The sequence below is a fragment of the Aquirhabdus sp. genome (assembly GCF_046462495.1).
Lineage (GTDB): Bacteria > Pseudomonadota > Gammaproteobacteria > Pseudomonadales > Moraxellaceae > Aquirhabdus.
Window position 1 is genome coordinate 1 of sequence record NZ_JBKGVE010000002.1, and the last position, 23,122, is coordinate 23,122.

At 43.2% G+C, this 23,122-nt stretch carries 23 protein-coding genes; 6 read left to right on the plus strand and 17 right to left on the minus strand.

All coding sequences use genetic code 11. From position 1 onward, the window contains the following. From ACLHG7_RS00185 to ACLHG7_RS00205, 5 genes are all read right to left on the minus strand, one after another. A partial coding sequence (locus ACLHG7_RS00185; protein ID WP_410209084.1) for a GTP-binding protein occupies nt 1-141 on the minus strand: 141 nt, incomplete at its 3' end. Between the two features lie 176 nt (nt 142-317). Next, entirely contained in the window at nt 318-2,456 is a 2,139-nt protein-coding gene (gene fusA, locus ACLHG7_RS00190) for an elongation factor G (protein WP_410209085.1), read from the minus strand. A gap of 377 nt (nt 2,457-2,833) precedes the next feature. Then, entirely contained in the window at nt 2,834-3,304 is a 471-nt protein-coding gene (gene rpsG / locus ACLHG7_RS00195) for a 30S ribosomal protein S7 (protein ID WP_114898934.1), read from the minus strand. Between the two features lie 199 nt (nt 3,305-3,503). After that, nucleotides 3,504-3,878, minus strand: coding sequence for a 30S ribosomal protein S12 (rpsL, locus tag ACLHG7_RS00200; RefSeq protein ID WP_114898935.1), 375 nt, complete (start codon nt 3,876-3,878; stop codon nt 3,504-3,506). A 201-nt stretch (nt 3,879-4,079) separates the two neighbouring features. Next, nucleotides 4,080-5,069 (minus strand): EcsC family protein, encoded by a 990-nt coding sequence (locus tag ACLHG7_RS00205; protein ID WP_410209086.1) that lies wholly within the window; start codon nt 5,067-5,069, stop codon nt 4,080-4,082. Nucleotides 5,070-5,474: 405 nt separating this feature from the next. Between ACLHG7_RS00205 and fabA the strand changes: the two genes are divergently transcribed. The 6 genes from fabA (at nt 5,475) to ACLHG7_RS00235 (ending at nt 9,947) form a co-directional block, all read left to right on the plus strand. Further along, nucleotides 5,475-5,987, plus strand: a complete 513-nt coding sequence (gene fabA, locus ACLHG7_RS00210) for a bifunctional 3-hydroxydecanoyl-ACP dehydratase/trans-2-decenoyl-ACP isomerase (protein WP_114898937.1) — start codon at nt 5,475-5,477, stop codon at nt 5,985-5,987. 108 nt (nt 5,988-6,095) lie between these two features. Next, nucleotides 6,096-7,322 (plus strand): beta-ketoacyl-ACP synthase I, encoded by a 1,227-nt coding sequence (fabB, locus tag ACLHG7_RS00215; protein WP_410209087.1) that lies wholly within the window; start codon nt 6,096-6,098, stop codon nt 7,320-7,322. Nucleotides 7,323-7,328: 6 nt separating this feature from the next. Then, nucleotides 7,329-7,760 carry a protoporphyrinogen oxidase HemJ gene (gene hemJ / locus ACLHG7_RS00220; RefSeq protein WP_410209088.1) on the plus strand — a complete coding sequence of 144 codons (432 nt, stop codon included), beginning with the start codon at nt 7,329-7,331 and terminating at the stop codon, nt 7,758-7,760. 13 nt (nt 7,761-7,773) lie between these two features. Beyond that, entirely contained in the window at nt 7,774-8,514 is a 741-nt protein-coding gene (locus ACLHG7_RS00225; RefSeq protein ID WP_410209089.1) for a CPBP family intramembrane glutamic endopeptidase, read from the plus strand. Between the two features lie 99 nt (nt 8,515-8,613). Then, nucleotides 8,614-9,495, plus strand: a complete 882-nt coding sequence (locus ACLHG7_RS00230) for a GyrI-like domain-containing protein (protein WP_410209090.1) — start codon at nt 8,614-8,616, stop codon at nt 9,493-9,495. Between the two features lie 104 nt (nt 9,496-9,599). Beyond that, a complete protein-coding gene (locus tag ACLHG7_RS00235) occupies nt 9,600-9,947 on the plus strand; it encodes a GFA family protein (protein ID WP_410209091.1) in 348 nt (115 codons plus the stop codon). A gap of 5 nt (nt 9,948-9,952) precedes the next feature. Here the strand turns inward: ACLHG7_RS00235 and ACLHG7_RS00240 are convergent, their stop codons facing one another. The 12 genes from ACLHG7_RS00240 to ACLHG7_RS00295 form a co-directional block, all read right to left on the minus strand. After that, the gene (locus ACLHG7_RS00240) at nt 9,953-11,140 is read right to left on the minus strand and encodes a vWA domain-containing protein (protein WP_410209092.1); all 1,188 of its coding nucleotides are present in this window, start codon (nt 11,138-11,140) and stop codon (nt 9,953-9,955) included. 107 nt (nt 11,141-11,247) lie between these two features. After that, a complete protein-coding gene (locus ACLHG7_RS00245; RefSeq protein ID WP_410209093.1) occupies nt 11,248-12,120 on the minus strand; it encodes an AAA family ATPase in 873 nt (290 codons plus the stop codon). Between the two features lie 70 nt (nt 12,121-12,190). Next, nucleotides 12,191-12,529, minus strand: coding sequence for a hypothetical protein (locus ACLHG7_RS00250; RefSeq protein WP_410209094.1), 339 nt, complete (start codon nt 12,527-12,529; stop codon nt 12,191-12,193). 28 nt (nt 12,530-12,557) lie between these two features. Then, a complete protein-coding gene (locus ACLHG7_RS00255; protein ID WP_410209095.1) occupies nt 12,558-12,878 on the minus strand; it encodes a YcgL domain-containing protein in 321 nt (106 codons plus the stop codon). Between the two features lie 122 nt (nt 12,879-13,000). Next, nucleotides 13,001-14,143, minus strand: coding sequence for a ribonuclease D (locus tag ACLHG7_RS00260; RefSeq protein WP_410209096.1), 1,143 nt, complete (start codon nt 14,141-14,143; stop codon nt 13,001-13,003). A 126-nt stretch (nt 14,144-14,269) separates the two neighbouring features. Beyond that, the gene (recR, locus tag ACLHG7_RS00265; protein WP_410209097.1) at nt 14,270-14,905 is read right to left on the minus strand and encodes a recombination mediator RecR; all 636 of its coding nucleotides are present in this window, start codon (nt 14,903-14,905) and stop codon (nt 14,270-14,272) included. Between the two features lie 40 nt (nt 14,906-14,945). Then, nucleotides 14,946-15,278 carry a YbaB/EbfC family nucleoid-associated protein gene (locus ACLHG7_RS00270; protein ID WP_114898949.1) on the minus strand — a complete coding sequence of 111 codons (333 nt, stop codon included), beginning with the start codon at nt 15,276-15,278 and terminating at the stop codon, nt 14,946-14,948. A gap of 237 nt (nt 15,279-15,515) precedes the next feature. Beyond that, nucleotides 15,516-16,151, minus strand: a complete 636-nt coding sequence (locus ACLHG7_RS00275) for a DUF2057 family protein (protein ID WP_410209098.1) — start codon at nt 16,149-16,151, stop codon at nt 15,516-15,518. Nucleotides 16,152-16,257: 106 nt separating this feature from the next. After that, the gene (locus tag ACLHG7_RS00280; RefSeq protein ID WP_410209099.1) at nt 16,258-18,666 is read right to left on the minus strand and encodes a CSLREA domain-containing protein; all 2,409 of its coding nucleotides are present in this window, start codon (nt 18,664-18,666) and stop codon (nt 16,258-16,260) included. After that, on the minus strand, nt 18,663-20,528 hold the full coding sequence (rbtA, locus tag ACLHG7_RS00285; protein ID WP_410209100.1) for a rhombotarget A: 1,866 nt from the start codon (nt 20,526-20,528) through the stop codon (nt 18,663-18,665). The genes ACLHG7_RS00280 and rbtA overlap by 4 nt, the downstream gene beginning before the upstream one ends. A gap of 217 nt (nt 20,529-20,745) precedes the next feature. Beyond that, nucleotides 20,746-21,465 carry a DnaA regulatory inactivator Hda gene (locus ACLHG7_RS00290; RefSeq protein WP_410209101.1) on the minus strand — a complete coding sequence of 240 codons (720 nt, stop codon included), beginning with the start codon at nt 21,463-21,465 and terminating at the stop codon, nt 20,746-20,748. Continuing rightward, entirely contained in the window at nt 21,466-22,749 is a 1,284-nt protein-coding gene (locus ACLHG7_RS00295; RefSeq protein ID WP_410209102.1) for an AI-2E family transporter, read from the minus strand. It abuts the gene before it with no gap. Nucleotides 22,750-23,122: the final 373 nt, after the last annotated feature.

Here is a 23,122-nt window from a genome sequence, read left to right on the forward strand (position 1 = left end):
CAATGCTTTGACGTCACCGCCGTAAGCTTTTGCACAGTTCAAGCTGATTGCAGCAGTCAGTGTGGTTTTACCATGGTCAACGTGACCGATGGTGCCGACGTTAACGTGCGGCTTGTTACGTTCAAACTTGGCCTTGGCCATAATATTCTTCCTTTTTTCATTAACTCATCAAAAATGATTCGTTAAGCAATTTAACTATTAGATAAATAATCAGGTTAAGCTGACGTGAGTCAGAGCATGCCGTAGTGTAACGCGGCTTTCTAACATTTCAATAGAAACATGCTATCAAACACTAGAAAGCCACATCACAATCCAACTTACTCTTCGTCTTCTGCACCCTTCTTACCGCCCGACGCAAATTTCGCGATGATACCATCAGCTACGTTGCGTGGAGTTTCAGAGTACTTAACAAACTCCATTGAGTATGTTGCACGACCTTGCGACATAGAGCGCATTGACGTTGCATAACCAAACATTTCCGACAGTGGAACTTCCACACGAATTTGTTTAGTTCCACCAGGAAGATCATCCATACCTTGAATCACACCGCGGCGACGGTTTAAGTCACCCATGATGTCACCCATGTAATCTTCTGGGGTTTCAACTTCAACTTTCATGATTGGCTCAAGAAGTACTGGATCCGCTTTCATGAAGCCTTGACGGAACGCCATCGAACCAGCCATTTTAAACGACAATTCGTCGGAGTCGACATCATGGTATGAACCGTCGAACAATACAGCCTTGATACCAACAACTGGATAGCCCGCAAGAATACCGTTCTTCATGCGTTCTTGAATACCTTTATCAACCGCACCAAAGAATTCTTTCGGCACAGTACCACCAACAACTTCAACCGCATACTCATAGTTTGCGATTTCAGTGTCAAGCGGCTCAATACGTAGGTAAACGTGACCAAATTTACCACGACCACCAGTTTGACGAACGAACTTGCCTTCTTGTTCTACGGTTTTGCGGATCGTTTCACGATAAGCAACCTGTGGTTTACCGATGTTCGCTTCAACACCAAATTCACGTTTCATACGGTCAACGAGAATTTCTAAGTGAAGCTCACCCATACCTGCGATGATGGTTTGGCTTGATTCTTCATCAGTCCATACACGGAATGATGGATCTTCTTTTGCCAAGCGACCCAAAGCAATACCCATTTTTTCTTGGTCGGCCTTAGTTTTAGGCTCAACAGCAAGAGAAATAACTGGCTCTGGGAACACCATACGCTCAAGCGTAATGATGTGGTCTTCATCACACAAAGTATCACCAGTGGTTACGTCTTTTAAGCCCGCAACCGCAGCAATATCACCTGCGCGGATTTCTTCAACATCTTCGCGGTCATTAGCATGCATCAATACGATACGGCCAACACGCTCTTTCTTCATTTTTACAGGGTTCCAAACTGCAGAACCTGCTTTTAGAACACCAGAGTAAACGCGAATAAAGGTCAAAGAACCTACAAACTTATCGTTCATGATTTTGAACGCAAGTGCTGCAAATGGCTCATCATCAGACGCTTTACGTTCGCCAATGGTTTCGTCTTTGTCATCAAGGATACCTTTGATGGCTTCAACGTCGCCTGGTGCTGGCAAATAACGAATAACTGCGTCAAGCATCGCTTGAACACCTTTATTCTTAAATGCAGAACCACAAAGCATTGGCTGGATTTCACAGTTGATGGTACGAATACGCAGTGCTTCGTGAATTTGGTCTTCGGTCAAATCACCGTTTTCCAAGTATTCATTCATCAGATCTTCAGACGCTTCAGCGGCTGATTCGATCATTTTTTCGCGCCATTCATTAGCAACATCAACCAAGTTCGCTGGGATTTCACCGTATTCGAACTTCATTCCTTGTGATGCTTCATCCCAGATGATCGCTTTCATCTTGACTAAGTCAACGATACCTTCAAAGGTGTCTTCTGCGCCAATTGGAATAGCGATAGGTACTGGATTCGCACCTAAACGTGTTTTCATTTGTTCAACAGCACGGAAGAAGTTCGCACCAGTACGGTCCATTTTATTTACGAACGCAATACGTGGAACTTTATATTTGTTCGCTTGACGCCAAACAGTTTCAGACTGTGGCTGTACGCCGCCAACTGCGCAATACACCATACATGCGCCATCCAACACACGCATTGAACGTTCAACTTCGATCGTGAAGTCAACGTGTCCTGGTGTATCGATGATGTTGATGCGGTGTTTAGCAAAGTTGTTTGCCATACCAGACCAGAAACAAGTTGTTGCTGCAGAAGTAATGGTAATACCACGTTCTTGCTCTTGTTCCATCCAGTCCATGGTTGCTGCACCTTCGTGCACTTCACCAATCTTGTGGCTTACGCCTGTGTAATACAACACACGTTCAGTCGTGGTTGTTTTACCCGCGTCAATGTGCGCGGAAATACCGATATTGCGGTAGTGTTCTAGGGGGGTTACGCGTGCCATGATGTGTTCCTAAGTGCTTTCTTAATGATTCAATTTGATTCGATTGTACAAAAAAGTATAAACAGGCTGCAGTGATCTGCAGCAAAACTAATCTTTAGATTAGTTTAGGCACGCTGAATACCCGCAAATCTCCCACTGGCTAACAGTGCAACGTTTATGACAAAACGTAAGCAAGCTACACGCATCATACTCTCCTGCTTTGGCCTCTAAACCAATGGAAGTTAATTGGGGGCTATTTGAAAAATTAACAGTCCTAAATGACCGATTTTTTTTCAACAACCTGTTTAATCCACTTAAAAAATAAACGCTGCGGAGAGCAACGTTTACTTGAAAAGCGGCGGTTCTTTAAAATGCAAACCTTAAAAGCAACGCACCCGTTAGAAACGATAGTGCGAGAAAGCCTTGTTCGCTTCCGCCATGCGATGCACGTCGTCGCGTTTCTTCATAGCAGTACCTTTGCCTTCAGCAGCATCCAACAGCTCGCCTGCAAGGCGCAGAGCCATGGTTTTTTCTGAACGCTTAACAGCAGCTTCAACCAACCAGCGCATTGCTAGGGCTGTACGACGGGAGGGACGTACTTCCATAGGTACTTGGTAAGTTGCACCACCAACACGGCGTGCTTTTACTTCGACCATTGGGCGAACTTTTTCAAGGGTATTCTCAAAAAATTCAACCGGATCGGTCTTTGCTTTTTCGTTAATACGCAGCAATGCACCGTAAACGATACCTTCTGCTACTGATTTTTTACCATCTTCCATTACATGGTTGATGAATTTTGCCACTGTCTGGCTGCCGAATTTAGGATCAGGCAGAATTTGACGGGCAACGACGGAACGACGTCTTGGCATGATACAAACCTTTTATGACACTTCAGGGATACCCAGCAGATTGCGCATGGTGTCTTGCTGCGCGGTTCGCTGGCCTTACTACATGCTCTGTCACAACCTTCAACTTTTAAAAAACACTCAAAAAGCATTTACATCAAAAATCAAATTCGTAAAAACAGTGCTTCATTACAGAACTATTGCTGATTAATCAGCCTATAGCTTATTTCTTAGGACGTTTTGCGCCATATTTTGAGCGTGATTGCATACGACCTTTTACGCCAGCACAGTCAAGTGAGCCGCGTACGGTGTGATAACGCACACCTGGTAAGTCTTTAACACGACCACCACGGATCAATACAACACTATGCTCTTGCAGGTTGTGACCTTCACCACCGATATAGCTTGATACTTCAAAGCCTGAAGTCAAACGTACACGGCAAACTTTACGCATTGCTGAGTTAGGTTTTTTTGGTGTAGTGGTATAAACACGTGTACAAACGCCGCGACGTTGTGGACACGCTTTAAGTGCCGGCACTTTAGACTTTTCAGTCAAACTGCTACGACCCTTGCGAATCAATTGGTTAGTGGTTGCCACTCAAACTCTCCCGTGAATAAAAAACCTCAAAAAGGACATACCCCTTTTTGAGGGCTACATATTCTAAATCAACGAAAGGAAATGGTCAAGAAAGTGAAGCGCTTTGTTGTAAAAACTGAATCTTTATTTGTATGAATTATTTTTAGAAAATCGAAAACAGGCGCATCAATAACTGATACGCCATAGGATGTCATTTTACGATCAATCCAGATCATTATTTTCAGCACGATCCTCCGCCAAACTTGCTGCGATGCGTTGTACTCGTGCTGACTTCTCTCCGCTCGTCCGCGCAGCTCGGAATGTATTTTGCGCACTCAATGCCACACTCGCAACCAAACGTGCATTATAAGTTGCACCTGCCGCGCCTGTTACAACAGGCATCGTTCTTGATAACCAGCGTGCAGGTACACGCAGATTGAGATTTTTAGTAAACTCACCAATGAACCCACCGGCTGCCTCAATCTCAGGACCACCACCTACAAGTTTCTCAACACCACGTAGATCACCAGACTCTAAAATAGTCCGCATGCCCGCCAAAGCTAAGAGTACACCCTGTTTATCCGCTAAAAGTTCAAGATCGGACTGCTTTAACGCTTCATAAGCTAGAGTGCGACCTTGCTCACCTTGCATATCAAATCCATAACAATGGGCGATTTGATAAACAGTTCTTAGAGACAGTAATAATGCTAAAGGTAAATCAATCATGGCGCCGATTACCCCTGTAGCACCCGTCACTCCGCCTTCTGCTAAAGCAACGATGCGATTTTCTTCGAGTACGGATTGAACCAGTGCATCACACCGTGCGACATCACCAGTCCGCAGCTCAAAGATATCATCGACACCTGCACGCTTTGCAATGCGCTGTACACCGCTGGTATGACTCGTAAAAGTAGCGGCTTGTTCAAACACTTGATCTGCAAAAGACTCCAGTGAATCAATAGGAATCAACGGAGCAATATATTTAGCAATGCCATTAAAGCGCGAGCCTACTAGCTGCTTTGTGAGCGTAGGCAATTGTTGTTTAAAGACGTCCCGTGCATCCACTTCTATCGGAGGCAGCTCACCATTAAAGCGCTGACGACGTTGACTTTCAGAAAGCTGATTTAAAAGACGGTCACCGCTTTCAGCAACTTTTTTGGCTTGATTCGTGATGCGATCTTTCAATGTATTGGAATACCATGCTTTATCCATAAAAATATTCCCTCTCTAGCTTGATCATTTTTAGTTGTTGAACTCGTATTGTACCCAAAATATATGACTTAGGTTTTTAATTAACGTGCGCTATACAGCTTGATTAAACAAACTTTACATGATTTAGAAATGCCATAATGCTGCCAATAAATCATGTCGTTACAAAACATCTACCAAACTGAGGGGTCACTTTCAGGCATTTCTAGCCACTATTTCCAAGCCATAAATGTGCTATAAATACTGTCATAATTAGATTTATTTGAGCTAGAACATATATTTTATTGCAGCATAAATAGATACGAACGTCCTTAACATGATGTTCATCTTTTCATGCCATACTTGAAAGTTAATGATAGATTAAAAATATCACTGACAAAAGAATGATGTTTCACCACTCATGGAGCAATGATGCGCCGCGCCTCGTATGATAAAGCAGACCTGATCGACTGCGCAGAAGGAAAGTTGTTTGGAGTTACTAACGCACGGCTTCCTATGCCACCTATGCTGATGTTAGATCGCATAACTCATATCGCTGATATTGGTGGATCATATGATAAAGGCGAGCTGATTGCCGAGCTCGACATTAACCCTGAACTATGGTTTTTTCAATGCCACTTTCCCACCGATCCAGTGATGCCGGGTTGTTTAGGTCTTGATGCAATGTGGCAACTTTTAGGTTTTTACTTGGGCTGGCGTGGCAACTTAGGTCGTGGACGTGCTTTAGGTGTGGGTGAAGTCAAGTTCACAGGTCAAGTACTGCCGAAGCATCACAAGGTACGCTATCATTTACACATGAAGCGGGTTATTGAGCGCAGTTTATGCTTAGCCATCGCAGATGGTGAAATGTATGTCGATGATAAACTGATCTATACTGCTAAAGATTTACGCTGTGGTGTATTTGTTAATACTGATTTTTGAACGGTTTTAATAGATATTTTTTCGTTGGCAGATGTCGAAGTAAAAGCAAAATGTCGCACTCATGTGGGCTACTTGTTTTAGATATAATGCATAGTTTGGGGAATATACATGCGTCGTGTAGTGATTACTGGAATGGGAATAGTATCGTGTCTTGGCAATGATCGTGCAACGGTCACTGATTCGCTACGTACAGGAAAATCAGGCATTCGCTTCAACCAAAGCTATGTTGATATCGGAATGAAATGTCATGTTAGTGGCAAACCCGAATACGATGATTCAATCATTGAACGAAAATTAAAACGTTTTTTAGCAGAAGCCTCAACGTTTGGCTTCCTGTCCGCACTATCCGCCGTTGAAGACGCCGGACTCACACTTGAAGATGTTGCAGGAAATCCTCGATGTGGTGTACTTGCAGGATCGGGAGGATCATCTACAGCCTCTATCGTTGCTGCAGCAGATAACGTTCGTGAAGGTGGGCTACGTAAAGTGGGCCCATACAATGTTCCTCGTACGATGACCAGCACTGTTTCTGCCGCTATTGCGACCGGACTCAAATTAAAAGGTGTCAACTACGCGATCTGTTCAGCCTGTGCAACTTCAGCACACTGTATCGGTCATGCGATGGAGCTCATTCAACTGGGCAAGCAAGATATTGTGTTTGCAGGTGGTGGTGAGGAAGAACATTGGTCGCAATCTATTTTGTTTGATGCTATGGGTGCCATGAGCACCAAGTACAACGATACACCTGAGAAGGCCTCACGTCCCTACTCTGTTGATCATGACGGGTTCGTCAGTGCTGGTGGTGGCGGTGTAGTTGTTGTTGAAGCGCTAGATCATGCAAAAGCACGCGGCGCCAAGATTCTCGCTGAAATTGTTGGCTATGGCGCGACGTCAGATGGCCTCGATATGGTTGCTCCAAGTGGCGAAGGTGCCGTGCGTTGTATGCAAATGGCCCTGGATATGGCCGCCCAGCACGATGTTACACAGATTGATTATTTAAATACGCATGGCACATCAACACCTGCAGGTGATGGTGCAGAACTCAGAGCCATTCGTGAAGTATTTGGCGATAAAGCACCACCGATCAGCTCAACCAAATCGATGAGCGGCCACAGTCTCGGTGCTGCGGGTGTGCAAGAAGCCATCTATTGTCTACTGATGATGGAAAATGATTTTATTGCACCTTCCATCAATATTACTGAGTTAATTCCCGAAGCCGAAGGCATTGATATTGTGCAAACCGCACGCCCGGCAAAACTGAATGCTATTTTATCCAATAGCTTTGGTTTTGGTGGTACAAATGCCAGCCTCATCTTAAAACGCTACGAGGAATAAACCTTCGTGTTGTTATTGTGGATTAAAGCCTTTCACATCGTCGCAGTCGTTTGCTGGTTTGCGGCGATGTTTTATTTGCCTCGCCTCTTTGTTTACCATGCCCAAAGTACCGATGAAATCAGCATCAAGCGTTTTGAGGTGATGGAACGCAAACTTTATCGTGGCATCATGACCCCCGCGATGATCGCGACATGGGGGCTTGGTCTATGGATGTTATGGCTGGGGCGTGATTACTACCTTAGCCAGCATTGGATGCATGCCAAACTCACTTTAGTTTTACTTTTGACGGGTTATCACTTTGCTTGTGGCCATTTCAGAAAGGCGTTAATTGGTAACCCTCTGATTAAGTCACATGTCTATTTTCGCTGGTTCAACGAGTTACCCGTCTTCGCATTGATTGCTATTGTTATTCTCGTTGTGGTTAAACCTTCTTTTTAATGAATGCCTTAATATGACTCAATTCGTGAGTCTTGCTTTTGGACTAACTCTCGTTCTTGCTATATGCATGAGTGGTCAATGGAGAAGCTTAAGAACTTGGCTTTTATCTTTATTGGCCTTTACCATATTGTTGATCTATTTCATCGTACTCTTTCATACGCCTACATTATCTGTATTGTTTTTAAAGCTGGAATGGAATTGGCTAGGCAAAATTACGTCTATCGGCACACTATGCCTCATCTATTTTGCACTACCTCAGCACATTAAAAACAACGTGGGACTTTGGCAATGGCCCCATCCTCCAGAATGGAGTTCAACCCTTCTTGTATCGATATTCACATTGTTTTTCTTTGTCACCTGTAGCGCACTGATTCCACTGATCATCTCCCACCAATGTGCTAAACCATCCGTTGAAACAATCCTTTTTGAAGCAACATTACCAGGTATTGACGAAGAACTTCTTTTTCGCGGAATCTTGCTTACGACACTTACTGCTGCCTTTGGTAAACCATGGAAAATAGCAGGGATCGCTATCGGCTGGGGGGCTATCCCAATTGTGATTATTTTTGGTTTAGCCCACGGTATAGAGGTCGCAAACTCAGGAGCTCCGTTCCTACTCAGCACCTTGGTTAGCGTCATAACAGGTATCATGGGCGCATTGTTATTATGGATTAAAGAGCGCACAGGTTCGATTTGGATTGCGGTTATTATCCATAATCTTGCAAATGTATTGTCGCATTGGGTATGTGGGTAGCTCTACTGTCACACCATCTTAGCCTTTCATAAAGCAACTTCTATCAAGTATTCATTACCTCGTCTTGGTAATCTCGTTTTCACCAATGAGGATTTTTGAATGATTCCAACCTCTGAAGAAAACTATCTTTTTCGATTCCAAAGAGTACTCGACTACATCGATAACCACGTAGATAACGACTTGACGGTAGATTTACTGAGTCAGGTTGCGTTTTTTTCAAAATTTCACTTTCATCGACAATTTTCAGAGCTATTTGGAATCAGTGTCTATAAATATATTCAGTTGACAAGGCTAAAAAGAGCATCGTACCAACTCGCATTTCGCATCCAAAATCCAGTGATTAATATCGCATTGGAAAGTAGCTATGAGGGGCCGGAATCATTCTCCCGTGCTTTTAAGAAAACATTGGGACAATCCCCTACTGAGTTTCGAAAACAACCCCATTGGAAAGATTGGCACGCCACCTTCAAATCTTTAGACGACATCAGAATTATGTGCATGACAACCCTAGAACAAACTCTACAGGTTCAAATTATTAATTTTCCTGAAACTCAAATCGCTGTTCTTGAACATCATGGCGATCCGCAGTTACTTGGCCAATCGATAAGACGTTTCATTGCGTGGCGGAAACAACATCAGTTAGCACCTAGCCTCAGTAAAACGTTCAATATTCTGTACGAAGATCCTGAAATTGAGGCGGCACTCTATCGCATAGATATCGGTGTCGAAACAAATATGCTCATTAAGGATGATCCCACAGGCATAGTCAGCAAAACAATCCCTAGCGGACGATGTGCTGTATTACGTCATATAGGCTCAGATGATTTATTAAGACAAACGATTCATAATCTATACGCAATCTGGTTACCCAGCAGTGGAGAGGAATTAAGAGACTTTCCTATCTTTTTGCAACGCATCAAATTTTTCCCTGATGTGCCTGAAACTGAAGCGGTTATCGATATATTTTTACCTTTGAAGTAATGACTTTCGTCAATAACATCCAGACTAAAGCGAACACTTCACATATTCACTTTTGTGCTGTAGAGTCTTCGATATTGCCGTAAACTTTCTAAAGGGGATTTGAGATGAAGTACACGGGAAGCTGCCATTGCGGCAAAGTCGCCTTTGAGGTAGAAGGCGAAATTAAAGGCGTTATCGCTTGTAATTGCTCTATATGCGCTCGAAAGGGCTCTTTATTATGGTTTGTACCGAGAGAGCAGCTAAAATTACTAACACCAGAACAAGACATCAGCACATATCTCTTTAATAAGCATGTGATCAAACATCAATTTTGCGCAGTATGTGGGATTCATCCTTTTGGTGAAGGGAGTGATCCGAAAGGAAAAGCGATGGCAGCGATTAATATTCGCTGCCTCGAAGAGATTGACTTAGACTCTATTCCAGTTCAACACTACGATGGACGATCGCATTAGGGGAATCAACGCGCTAAAAAGCGAGTCATATCCTCAATCCCTTTTAAGGTCATCGGATACATTTTATCTTCAAATATTTGCTTAATTGCAGCGACGGTTTGCGTGTAATGCCAATAGCTATCGTCTTCAGGATTTAGCCACGCAGTTTTGCTGAAATGCTGACGTACTCGCTGAAGCCAAGTAATGCCGGCTTCACTATTGGTATACTCAACCGATCCGCCTTCGCTCATTAGCTCATAGGGTGCCATACTCGCATCACCCACAAAAATTACGCGGTAATCCTTGCCATACGTTCGTAACAACTCCCAAGTCTCCATACGACTTGTTGATCGACGTACATTGTCTTTCCAAACATAATCATATAAACAATTATGAAAGTAAAAAAATTCGAGGGTTTTAAATTCCGATTTAGCCGCACTAAATAACTTTTCGCACTGCTCAATATAGGCATCCATAGACCCCCCGATATCAAAGAGCATGAGCACTTTGACCCGATTACGGCGTTCAGGAATGAGCTGAATATCAAGCATGCCCTGGCGTGCGGTTGAATCGATGGTTCCCCGAATATCCAACTCCTCTGCCGCACCTTGACGTGCAAAACGCCGCAAGCGACGTAGCGCGATCTGCATCTGCCGAGTGCCTAAAATTTGCTGATCGTCAAGATTCTGGTATTGGCGCTGCTCCCAGACTTTAACCGCTGATTTTTTACGAGATGGACCACCAATGCGTACACCTTCAGGATGGTCTCCGAATGCGCCAAATGGCGAAGTGCCACCCGTGCCAATCATTTTATTGCCGCCCTGATGCTTCTTATGTTGTTCACGCAATCGTTCTTCGAGCTTTTTCATGAGCTCTTCTAAAGAGCCCGCTTTTTCAAGTTCTGCACGCTGTTCAGGGGTCAGATTTTTTTCTAGAAGCTCTAGGTTCAACCACTCTTTAGGAATATTAGCTAAATTGCCAAGCACACTTTCAATGTCGTAGGAATCAATGCCGTCAAAATAAGCCTTCATCGCTCGGTCAAACTTGTCAAAATGACGCTCGTCTTTCACCATGCACAGACGAATCAAACGATAGAGTTCTTCACGGTCAGCAAATACAACTCCAGCTTGTAAGGCTGCATTCAAGTCCAGTAATTCAGTTGTACTGACTGGAACGCCATATTTTTTTAGGGTAAAGAATAAATTGACAAACATGGAGATGAATCCTTGAAACTCCCTTTGTCAAAGGGGAAACTTATTGATAATAAAACTGTAATGTCGCATGACTTGCCGCCCCTGTAAAAAGAAGGGCGGCGCTACATTTAACGACGAGTCATAAATGCCAATCGTTCAAGCAAACGCACATCTTGTTCATTTTTAATCAATGCACCATGCAGCGGTGGAATCGCGGTTTTCGGATCGCGATTTCGCAAAACTTCTTCTGGTAAATCATCAGCCATCAACAGCGTCAACCAATCAATCAATTCACTTGTAGAAGGCGGCTTTTTCAAGCCAGCAACTTGGCGCAATTTAAAGAAAATTTGTAATGCTTCACTGACTAGCGTTTCACGAATTTCAGGAAAGTGCACATCAATAATTTGACGCATGGTTTTTTCATCTGGAAAATCAATATAATGAAAGAAACAACGACGTAAGAATGCATCCGGTAATTCTTTTTCATTATTTGAGGTAATGATGACTACAGGACGATTAATCGCATGGATGGTTTCGCCCGTTTCATAGACATAAAATGACATGCGATCCAGTTCATGCAAGAGGTCATTTGGAAATTCGATATCCGCTTTATCAATTTCATCAATCAACAAAACAACCCGTTCTGGTGCTGTGAAGGCTTCCCACAGCTTACCGGGCTTAATGTAGTTCTTAATGTCGTAGACTTTATCATCACCCAGTTGACTATCACGTAGACGGGACACTGCGTCATACTCATACAAGCCTTGTTGTGCTTTAGTCGTGGACTTGATATTCCAAGTGATAAGGTTCATCCCGAGACTTGTTGAGACTTGTTCTGCTAGTAGTGTCTTACCTGTACCCGGCTCACCCTTGATCAATAATGGCTTTTGTAGCATGCGTGCAGCATTTACTGCCTGCTTTAAAGCTTCAGTCGCGATATAGCTTGATGTACTTTCAAAAGATTGATTTTGCGCATCATGAAACTGACTTAACTGTGTCATAGAAATATTCCGTACTTACTCAATATGTTAAAACAATTCGACAGGCCAGATTTATCAATTACCGTGTCGTTCAATTCATCTCTGGGCGCATACTACGCAAACGCTGAATTAAGAAGCCAATCAGAAATCCTAGGCCCAAAACTAATAACATTGGCAATAAACTCGATAGAATCAGCTCTCGGCTTTTACTGATTACACCAAAAATAAGACCAATAATGGCAGGTGCAATTTGGCCATTTGTCCCTTCTGTCACGGTAGGTGACAGCAGTAAAGCAAATAGTATCATCCAGCTCATGCCCGCGATCGGACGAGGTAATGGCCTAACAACTTTATGCCATAACCACAGAGCTAATACGCTACCGACCAAGTAAACGGTGACAGCTAACCAATATTCTGCATTACTATTCATACCTAAGCCCCAAGCTTTAAAAACAATATTACGCGCCGCGTAGACCTTCAGGCTCTACCGCATTGGGAGAAATTAAACCTTCAGGAGGAAGCTGCAAATAATAGCCCTGACGCGTCAATGATTCGATAACATCCAGAACAGGAACACGTGCGAGCTTACGTTCAGGTGTTAAATGTAGTCGCATCACAAAGGTGGGACGTCCAAATGCACGTTTCAACGAATCAGATACTTGAGCGAATGGATCCTCTTTCGGTTCAACACGTGGCTCAATCAAAGCTTTGGTTGGATCAACGGCAATGTACAAATACATTCCTTCGCGCGTACTGGCTCTATAAATATCACAATGCATGGCAGTTATGGATCTATCTTGAAATTAAAGGCTAAGAATACACTAACAATGCAACTTCGCGGTTGACTGTTCAGTTTAGAAATCGTTTTAAAACGCAATATGGGTTTAGACGCCTATGACCATCATTCAATTGGTGCCATTTCAACAGCAATAATTTCTTTTTGTTGATGAAGTAACTCTAAAATTGGACGTGTTAATACCTCATAACGCCATCCCAGCAAATGATTGGGTAAGTCAGCCTCACTCCCATTCTTGGCAATATGACTAAATAGGGTCGATAGCCATTTTTTTCGTAAAAGCACATCTACAGGGACTTGAGTCTCAACACTGATCTGTGCAGTGAAAGCATTGATTTGGTCGATAAGATCCGTGTCTTTGTGACGATAAGCGCGATGAATTCGCATAGGCCAAAGCGACTCATCAGGCAGGAATCGAATCAAATCTAAAATAGTTTTGCCATGCTCACGAATCACATTCGGCTTCATGTCTTTAATTTTGCCAAACTGAAACATACTGGTAGGTTGTTGATCAACCAAATCTAACAAAGTACTATTTTTTAGAATAAAGCTACGGGGCTGATTAGTCGCACGGGCTATTTGCTCTCGCCATACACAAAGTTGTTGTAACTGGACCAACTGTCGGCGATTGTGCCTAAAGGTAGCAACATCCAGATAGATCTGCGACAGTTCGGTATCGGTTGCCACCTCACGGGCATAGTTCACACAGTCTTCAATCGCTGCATCAAGCAATCCCCGCTGACTTAAATCAGATTGGATCTGTTTGGCTAATGCTGATAAATGAATGACGTCATTTGCAGCATATTGCAGTTGTTCAGGACGCAACGGCCTAGCCAACCAATCTGAACGGGTTTCTCCTTTATCGACATGGATACCCAAAATTTGCTGTAATGCTTGCTGATACCCTAACTGTAAACCAAAACCGAGAAATGATAATCCGACTTGAGTATCAAAAATATTATCCAAAGGTTTCTGATTTGCATAATGATGAATGAGATCTAAATCCTCACCGCAAGCATGAAAAATGTTCTGACGTGCATTAAAAACCAATAGCCAAAGATCGGTGAGATCCAAACTCTGCCCATCAAGCAAATAGATTTTCTCATTCACATTGATTTGCAATAGACCCAGGTAAGGCCATAGCGTATTCGTTTTAATAAACTCTGTATCAAGCGCATACGTATCAGTATGTGCCATTTGAGTATATAGCTCACCCAACTGACTTTGTTCAGTCAAATATTCAAACATAGCGCCTACCCAAAATGACTACAGACAACAAAAACCAAATTCGGACACTTAAATAGCATTAGGTCCAACTAGATTAAAACATTATAATACAATTATTTAAAACAAAATACTTTAAAAAATAATCTATTAACGCACCGTTAAGCGATATTGCAATGCTTGGCTTAAAGTATGACTATCGACATATTCTAGCTCTCCACCTTGCGGCACACCTTGAGCAATACGTGTAATTTTAAGTGGTATTTTCCGTCCACTTACAGAAGTTGACTCAAGTTGACTTAAGGATTGCCAAGCAGCTTGCAAGTAATGTGCAGTGGCCTGCCCTTCAACCGTTGCGTTCGTTGCAAGGATCAACTCTTCAATAGGTTCAGCTTTTAGGCGCGACATTAATAGGGGAATGCCAATCTCATCTGGACCAATGCCGTCCAAAGGTGATAAATGCCCACCCAAAACGAAATAACGTCCTCGAAAACCACCACTATGTTCAATCGCTGCAACATCCGCAGCAGACTCCACAACACATAATAATGTTTGATCACGCTGAGTAGATGCACAAATATCACAGATATCAGATTCAGCCAAAGATCGACAAACGGTACAATGTTGAATATGGAGCACTGCGTCATTTAAGGCATGTGCTAATGCCTGTGCGCCTGTGCGATTTCTTGCCAGTAATTGCAAGGCGATCCGCTGGGCAGATTTAGGCCCAACACCGGGTAGTATGCGTAAACGCTGAACCAGTTCATCAAACTTTGGACTAAACATATGTGCGTCTTAAACTACTCTTCAATGACCAATATCTAAATTAACCGAACATGCCACCCAGACCTGGTGGTAGACCAGTGCCTGCCGTTGTCGCATTCAATTTTGCCTCTGAAATAGCCTCAGCTTGGCGAACGGCATCATTGATTGCCGCCGCAATCAAATCTTCGATCATGTCTGCATCATCTTTGAGTAATTCTGGATCGATTTGGATTCGCTTAACCACAAACCGTGCTGTCATGGTGACTTTTACCAGACCACCACCCGACTCCGCTTGGACTTCGGTTTTGGCTAATTCTTCTTTGGTCTTCTTGACCTTTGCTTCCATATCTTTTTGCATTTTCTGTGCTTGCTGCATCAGCATGTTAATGTTCATTCATCTCTCCACTCAAAGCTAATCAAAAAAGGCGCTGGCCTCATGTATTTCAAACAATCATATGAGAATGTGACGATTATATCTGTTCTTATCTGTACGATGATCATAAACCGCCAGACAAGGTAAAAAAACTTTCCAATACGTCAATTTAAGCATATACAAATACCAATCTTCTGACGAGACCAATAAAAAAGACTTCCACTATAGGAAGTCTTTTTTAGAAAGATTAAAAGTAATCTATTTATTGGCTTGCTGATCAATCCACGTTTTAAACTGCTTGCGCTGTTCAGTCGTCGCCTGATCCCACAATGTTTGTAAACGATCTAACGTCGTTCCAGCAGGTGTGGTTGAACCTGTCGTTAAATTATTGACACCCTGCATTACACTTGCAATCACAGATGTACTTTGCATCTTCAAACCCTTCTGGGATGCAACGACTTGACCATTTGAGGCTTTAATAATGAGTGTCGGCTGTTTTACAAATGCCAATGCTTCTTCATGTGTATCGGGTTCGGGTTGCCAACCTAATGTGTATACTTGCTGGTCAGCCAAAACGGTACGAATCGTCACTCCTTTTGAGCGAACAACGTCATGGTCTTCACCCAGTGGAAACAAACGATCATAGCGCGCGGTAATCGTATGCTCACCTGCTGGCAGACGATAACTTGTATGTTTGGTACCAAAGAAACCAGTATTGCCTGTTTCCTGACCATCAATCCCTAGAACAATAACATTTTCAGGTACAGAAACCTCAGCGTCAGCCCACACTAACGGCGTAGAAACTACTCCAACTGTACCTAGACATAGCGCAAGCACATGATGTGTGAGTTGTTTAGATGAAAAACGAGGGGATAATCGATTTAGAAACAACATATATATACCTAAAAGTCCAAAGAACGAAGGGGGATATAACCATACTATCAGCTCTGGTTATATCCCCCAAGTACGCGCAATAAATTACAACAATAGTCCTTGTCTTTTAATCTCCATGTGCCAATAAGCGGCGACGCATCAAGACTAATGACAGCATACCGAATATTGCACCGAATCCAATACTACCACCGCCAGACTTCGTGACATCCGTAGTCGTTGCGGTATTGGTGATGGTCACCAAAGCTGTATTTGATGCTGTAAGATCGGAATCTAACACTTGATATGTGAAGCTATCATTAAACGGGGAAAATAGATTGTTATTTACATAGGTCATGGTTCCACCGTAACACGTCGTTTGAGCAGTATTGACGTTGTTATCGGGACATGGACCTTGAAACTCAGGCACGATGGTTCCTTGAGTTGGCTGTGTCACAATCCGGATATTAAGCGGCGTGTATTTAATATTATTAATACTTCCGTTACTACCATCCGTTGCTGGCTTGGATGGATCAATCACGGTCTTAAGCAGATACCACCATGGTTTACCAGCTTTAGCGTTTGGACTCTTTTCAAACGGGCCATCACCATCATCGCTATCATTTGCCAGAATATCTAACGGGATACTTTTGGTACCAAACGTTAAAGTATATTTATCATCCTTAGCGATCGGTGCAATATTTGAAACAGTAAAGCTAACTGTAGCTGGCTCAGCGGGTGTAGCTCCAGTCAGTTTGTTGGTCGCTGTATATTGGCATTCGTCTTTACTACCACCAGGTGTCGTCGTGCCATCGATACGACTCGCAATGAGCTGTTTCATGGTCGGCTCCCACGTACACAAGATATTAGGATCAGTGCTAAATGGCGTGATCGTGTATATATCAGGATCGTTCAACAATCCCAAAGTACTCGTATTGCCATTTAATGTCTCTTGGCCGCTGTCATTAGCGACGACATCCATAACAACTTCACGATAACGATAGCTTGCCTTATAAGCATCTAGGTAAGATTTAATTTGAGCGTTGGCTTTATCGATTTGAGCTTGGGTTAAACCTGTCGTATTCACCGTTTGACTGATGACAACGTTATAAGAAGTATTCGCACCATTTTGATCGTCGTTAACCGTTAAAATTGAATACTCTAAGGCGCCTACATCACATTTAATATTTTGGGAGCTTAACGACTGATTTAATCGAGTACCACTTCCGCGCTTTAAGCCACGTTGATCTGTACTGCCACAGTTTGCAACAAGCGCGCCAGCATGCATGATCAGAGGATTATTAACTGGAATCGGTAAATATCCCGATAAGTCAGAACCGCCATAGAGACCAAGTGGATATAAAAAGCTGGTCCGTGATTGGGTGCCACTTGGATAAAGATTGGTCTCAGTATTGCTGGTCGTTGTCGCAGCTGCGCGGTAGAGCTGGCAGCTATTCGTTGTTCCGGTTGTAGAACTACCTGTTAACAGGTTATATGTCGCAGATGAAGTTGTTGTTGGATCTGGTAATCCCACATATTGGCAATCTAATGCATCGTTATATGCCAGGAAGTTGTTGGTCAATGACAAACCACCGGGATAATTATATGCAAGAGTGACTGGAGTATGATTCTCAGTAATCGTATTACTGACCAAATTCATAGTACTTGCAGGAGAAAGTCGAGTATTTTGACCACCAATCATACGAAGCACTGCCGGCTGCAATGAAGCATCTACACTGGTATTTGACGCTGTATTTTGAGAAATAGTGGATGCCGAAATTGCAATCGTTGGCTGACCACAGAAATCCATAGTATTGGCACTACTGCTCGATCCATTGCCTGTAATACTCACCTGATTCAATGTTACTGTACGGACCGCATAACCGAGGTTATCCATACAACTCATGCTAAAAACAGCCCCTTGCGGTGCATTATTTCCAGTAAATGAAGAGGATGTTGCCGTTACAGTGGCTTGAACACCGGATAAATAAATTGCACCACCCTGTGAAGTTGCATTTGCACCGCTAATGTTAACGCGATACAAACCTACTGTGCCGCCAGCCAATATGGCGCCACCCAGATCAGCGGTGCCGCCTTTAAGATTGAGATTGTTTAAATTAATCGGGCTTGCACTGACTAAGGAGTTAAATATCCGTTGACCATTTGCAGCGACAATCGTGGTCGTCACTGGTAAACGCTTCGGTGAAAGACCTGAGATCGGGTCTAGTGAATAAGGATCTGTAGCGGGATCGCCATTGATGTTCATATCACTGGCAATCACAAGTTCTCCCTGTGTCAGAGTATAGGTAGCATTTGCAGCCAGTTGAATCGTATCCGTATAGTACAACTGACCTGCAGTACAGCCGCCGTAAGCTTGTTTCAGTGTACTGGCCTTGATTGCTTCTCGAAGTGAACATGCGTTTGGATTTTCACCATTTTCATCGCTGGTTGTATTCACAACAATCGTCGCTGCCTGCGCAGCTCCACAAGCCAAACTCAACAATAACCCCATTAATGGTAATGATATACGACGAATCATAGCTGACCTCCTGTCAGACGACGGCGCATTGCAAGCCCCATCAAAGCAAATACACCAAACACACCTAAACTGCCACCACCGCCAACCGTTTTACTTTCCAGTCCTGCTGGTGGCGATTGGACGATCGTCGTTGTTAAGGTGATAATTTTATTATTTGCAGCCTCTGAGAAGTAGCTGGTTGTCGTTGTGATATCAAACGTGAACTTATCATAACCATGATAGTCACTCGTTGGTTGATAGATTTCATTACTGTCTTTCGCTGAGAAGCTGACATTACCTTTTGCAGGTAATACACTGTAGCGCACGCAGCCGTCTAGCCACTGGCCGGTCGCAGGTATGGAATTCGGATACAAACTAGCGCACAAGCCATAGGGGATTAATTGACCATCTCCCAATACTGTACTGAGATCCATTGTTGCTGTTTGACCATAGACAATATCCTGACCATTGGTTTGCGCATTACCTGCAGGAATGACCAGTTCAATCGCCCCAATGTCACACAGGCTCCGTGTTTGCCCGCGTTGATCCATGCCACTGCAGTTAGAGCTGCCTTTATTTACGATGGGTGAATCAGCCAGTGACTTATAGGACAATAATAAACGCGGTAGTAAAAATCCATTAAACTGACCTGTTGGCGTTCTAAATGCACATAACAAGCCTGGATTTGGCGGTAAGGAACAAACAGAGCCTTCAGCGCCAGGTGCCATCAAAGTTTCGTCGCCCTGATTAGACAGCTTCTTACTGGTATCCCCAGGATCTTTTTTGCCTGTCGGTTTTCCATTGCCATCAACTGCATTACCAATTGTCCCATTAGCATCACAGGTGTTGGTATAGAGCGTATAGGTAATCGGCGTTATATCACCTGCTACAAAAGTACAATCTGCTCCTCCACGGTTACCACCAATAATACTATTGACTACAGCACTGTATGCTGCCGCATTTAAGGTAATACCGCCTTGATTATTCACAATCGTGACGTTGTAAAGTCCTAAGCCTGAAACCACATTGGCCGCATTGGCGTTGTTATTATAAATTGTAGAGCTTGATACTGATGCGGCGTTATTGCCCGACTTTGGATCTGAAATTTCTGTATAGAGCGCAAAGCCAGAACTTGGATTCGTGGTATTGGCACGGATCAATGATTGTGCGATGGCAAAACTCGGTGACACACTATAAAAAGCAGCGCCTTGCTGAGCAGTATTATCATGCAACTCAACGGTCGTCGCAGATACCGTACCCACGTTCTCGTTGTAAATTGCCCCGCCTAAAGTCGCACCACCATTGTATAAGCGTGAGTTTTGCAGTGTGAGCTTCGCTTGATTGTAGATGATACCGCCTTTGGTATCGCAAATATTAGTATTGCCACACCCTTTTAAGTCCACATCACTGATAGCAATAGTGATTGGTGTTGTCGATGCGGATACGGGGGTGTCAGTATCACATCCCACGGTACTAGGAGTATTTTTAATACATAAAATACGATGGTTTCCAACCGCTTGAATAACTGGGTTGCTTGTACCCGCTGAATTATTAACATCTCCAGTCATCGTGCTCTGTAGCGTTACTGGCTTACTGATGATTAATGCATCGTTTAAGGTATAGGTATTCTTTGCAGTCAAAATGATGACAGACGTTGTGTCAGAATTTGTACATCCACCAATCCCTTTACTTGGATCAGCGCTGTTGGTCATTGTGATCGCTTCTCTAAGCGAACAGGCACTGGTGTTGGTATTGTTTTCATCGACTGTCGTTGTGACATTGATACTAGCGTGCGCTTCGAAAGCAAAGCATAGTAAACCGATACTTATTAAACGTTTAATCATAAAACGCGCACTCCAGATTTGCGTATTTTGTGTATCCATATAACACTTTTCTTGTGATACTCATTCCTGCTTCACGCAGTCACCTCAACAACAATACTCTATATAACAGTATTATTTTTTATCAGCATTCGATACAGAAAGCCAACCTTGCTACAATCCGGCTCATCTTACTACATAGCACATCATGTCTAACAAGTGTTTTTCGGTAAACTTCGCCGTAACGCCTATACAACCCGATAGACGTAGCATGTTCGCACTACACTTCGCCATTTTGGTCAATCAAGTCTTGATCAATCATCGCCATCGTCTGACGAATTAACGCCAAACTTGGTTTTCGTCTCTGGGCTTGAAAAAGAGGTTTAAATTTTGCAAGTGTTTTGAGCATTAGACCCGGGCGATGTGAGCCATGCTCAATTAAATGTTCTGTAATTGCCGGATCAAACTGCCAGCCATTACGCTTAAGTACTGCAAACAACAATGCTCGACGATCATCGACATTATCCCCGACTGGCAACCCAAAACTTGCTGCCTGCGCCAGACGTGACTGTAAGTCCGGTAAGCCAATTGGTAAATGCGTAGCGGGGCTGCGTGCAACAAAAACCAACTGGCGTTGCTCACTGCGATTAATCAAATGATAGATGGCTTCTTCCCAGTGAGGCATACCGACTACAGCATCTAAATCATCAAGTGCAACCAAATCGAATGACTCAAGTGCTTGTAACACTTCAGTTGGCGCATGGACCAGTTCGATCAGTGACACCTGGATTGCTGTACGCCCCACATCTAAGTAGGACTCGCAAATGGCTGAAAGCAAGTGAGTTTTACCTGTGTCAGCCACGCCGTGAATAAAGCATCTAGAAAGTAAACCAGCGTGGAGTTGACGCGTAGCATCGATTACACTCGCCCACCCTGGCCCTGCAAAATCACTAATCCGCGCATCGGAACGTACATCTATTGCAAGATTCAACTGACGCATTTAATCTTTCCGCGGTGAAGAAGTCGACTGACGTGTTGTCGGATCATCAGTTTGGCTACTCGCAGTCGTTTTTGTCAGATTTACGGTCGTGTTTTGCGGTGATTGTTGATCAGAGTTCAAGTTAGGAGCATCGTTAGTTTCAGTAGGTAAATCATAGCGCACTGTAGAGGGTTCGGTAAAACTATCTGCAAGTGTTATTGGATAAGATGCTGAATAAAACTCCGTCGTTTCATAAAATTCATGCAAATGACGCATTAAGACCACAAGTAGTGCCGCCACTGGCAATGCAATCAACATCCCAATGACACCACCCAACTGAGCACCCGCAAGTACCGCAAAAATAACAGCGACTGGGGAAAGCCCAATTCGATCACCCAGTAGAAAAGGCTGTAAAATATAGCCCTCTATCACTTGCCCGACCATGAATACAATGCCGACCAATGCCAGATTTTGCCATGCAAAGCCGTACTGAAATAAACAGGCAATTGCCGCAGAGAAAATACCAACCGCGAAACCCATATACGGAATAATACTTAAAAGACCTGCAACAATACCAATGATCAAGCCAACAGAAATTCCGATCAATTGTAGGCCCACGGCATAAACAATCCCCAACAAGATCATGACTAGCAACTGACCTTTGACAAAGGATCCCAGAACCTGATCGCACTCATGTAAAATTTGAACAGTTCGAGGTTCAATACGGCGTGGGATTAAGCGATGCAATCGCTCTAACATTGCTTTCCAGTCCAGCAAAAGATAAAACGTCACAATAGGAACAAGGACAATGAGGCTGAGTACGCTAATAATGCTCATGCCCGACTGTGCAATTCGAGTCAGCATCTGTTGGGTATCATCAAAACTATAATGCGTTTGTAGATAATTCGTCATCCATGTTGTGACAACATTCAAATTGATACGACTCGTTTCAATATGAAAGGTATGTTGTATCCATGGACGAAGTGTAAAATTAAGCCATTGAATTGCATTTGGAATATTAGCCCTTGCGTATAAAACCTGCTCCCAAACTAAAGGGACTAAAAACCAAAGTACGACTACAGCGGTAATCGTAATTGTCAAAAAAACCAAAGCAATCGCAAGCCACCTTGGAATATGAACCCAGCGCGTCAGCAGTTCGACTAAAGGGTTGAATAAATAGGCAATAACTATGGCCGCCAGAAACGGCATCAGAATAGGGAATAGCTGTGCGATTAACAACCCTAAAATATAAAATAGCCCAACAATACTAACGAGCGATAAGCCACGCCGCACAAATAAATCCATCGTTAATTCCTCTATTGTTGAGCATAGTTGTCTATATTTTTGCAGGCTGATTTTTACAGCAAATCACTTTGAGGGTGAACTCCTTAGCGACCAAAACCACTTATGCAAGATAAATGGACTTTACCATTGCGTGATTAAAATTCTGCGTAAATTTTTGAAATTTTATAATAATATGATAAAAAAAAAGAAGTTTTTAAGAAAATATCGTCAACTTTACCATGGTTTTTTGATATTGAATCAATCGCAATACGCTAGAAATGAGCAATTCCGCATAAATAATATAAGGCTTTTAACCTCTCTCTGAATCACCAAAACAGTAGGATTAAATGACGAGAGATTGTGCATTGAACAAAGTTCAAGCAGTTATATGCAA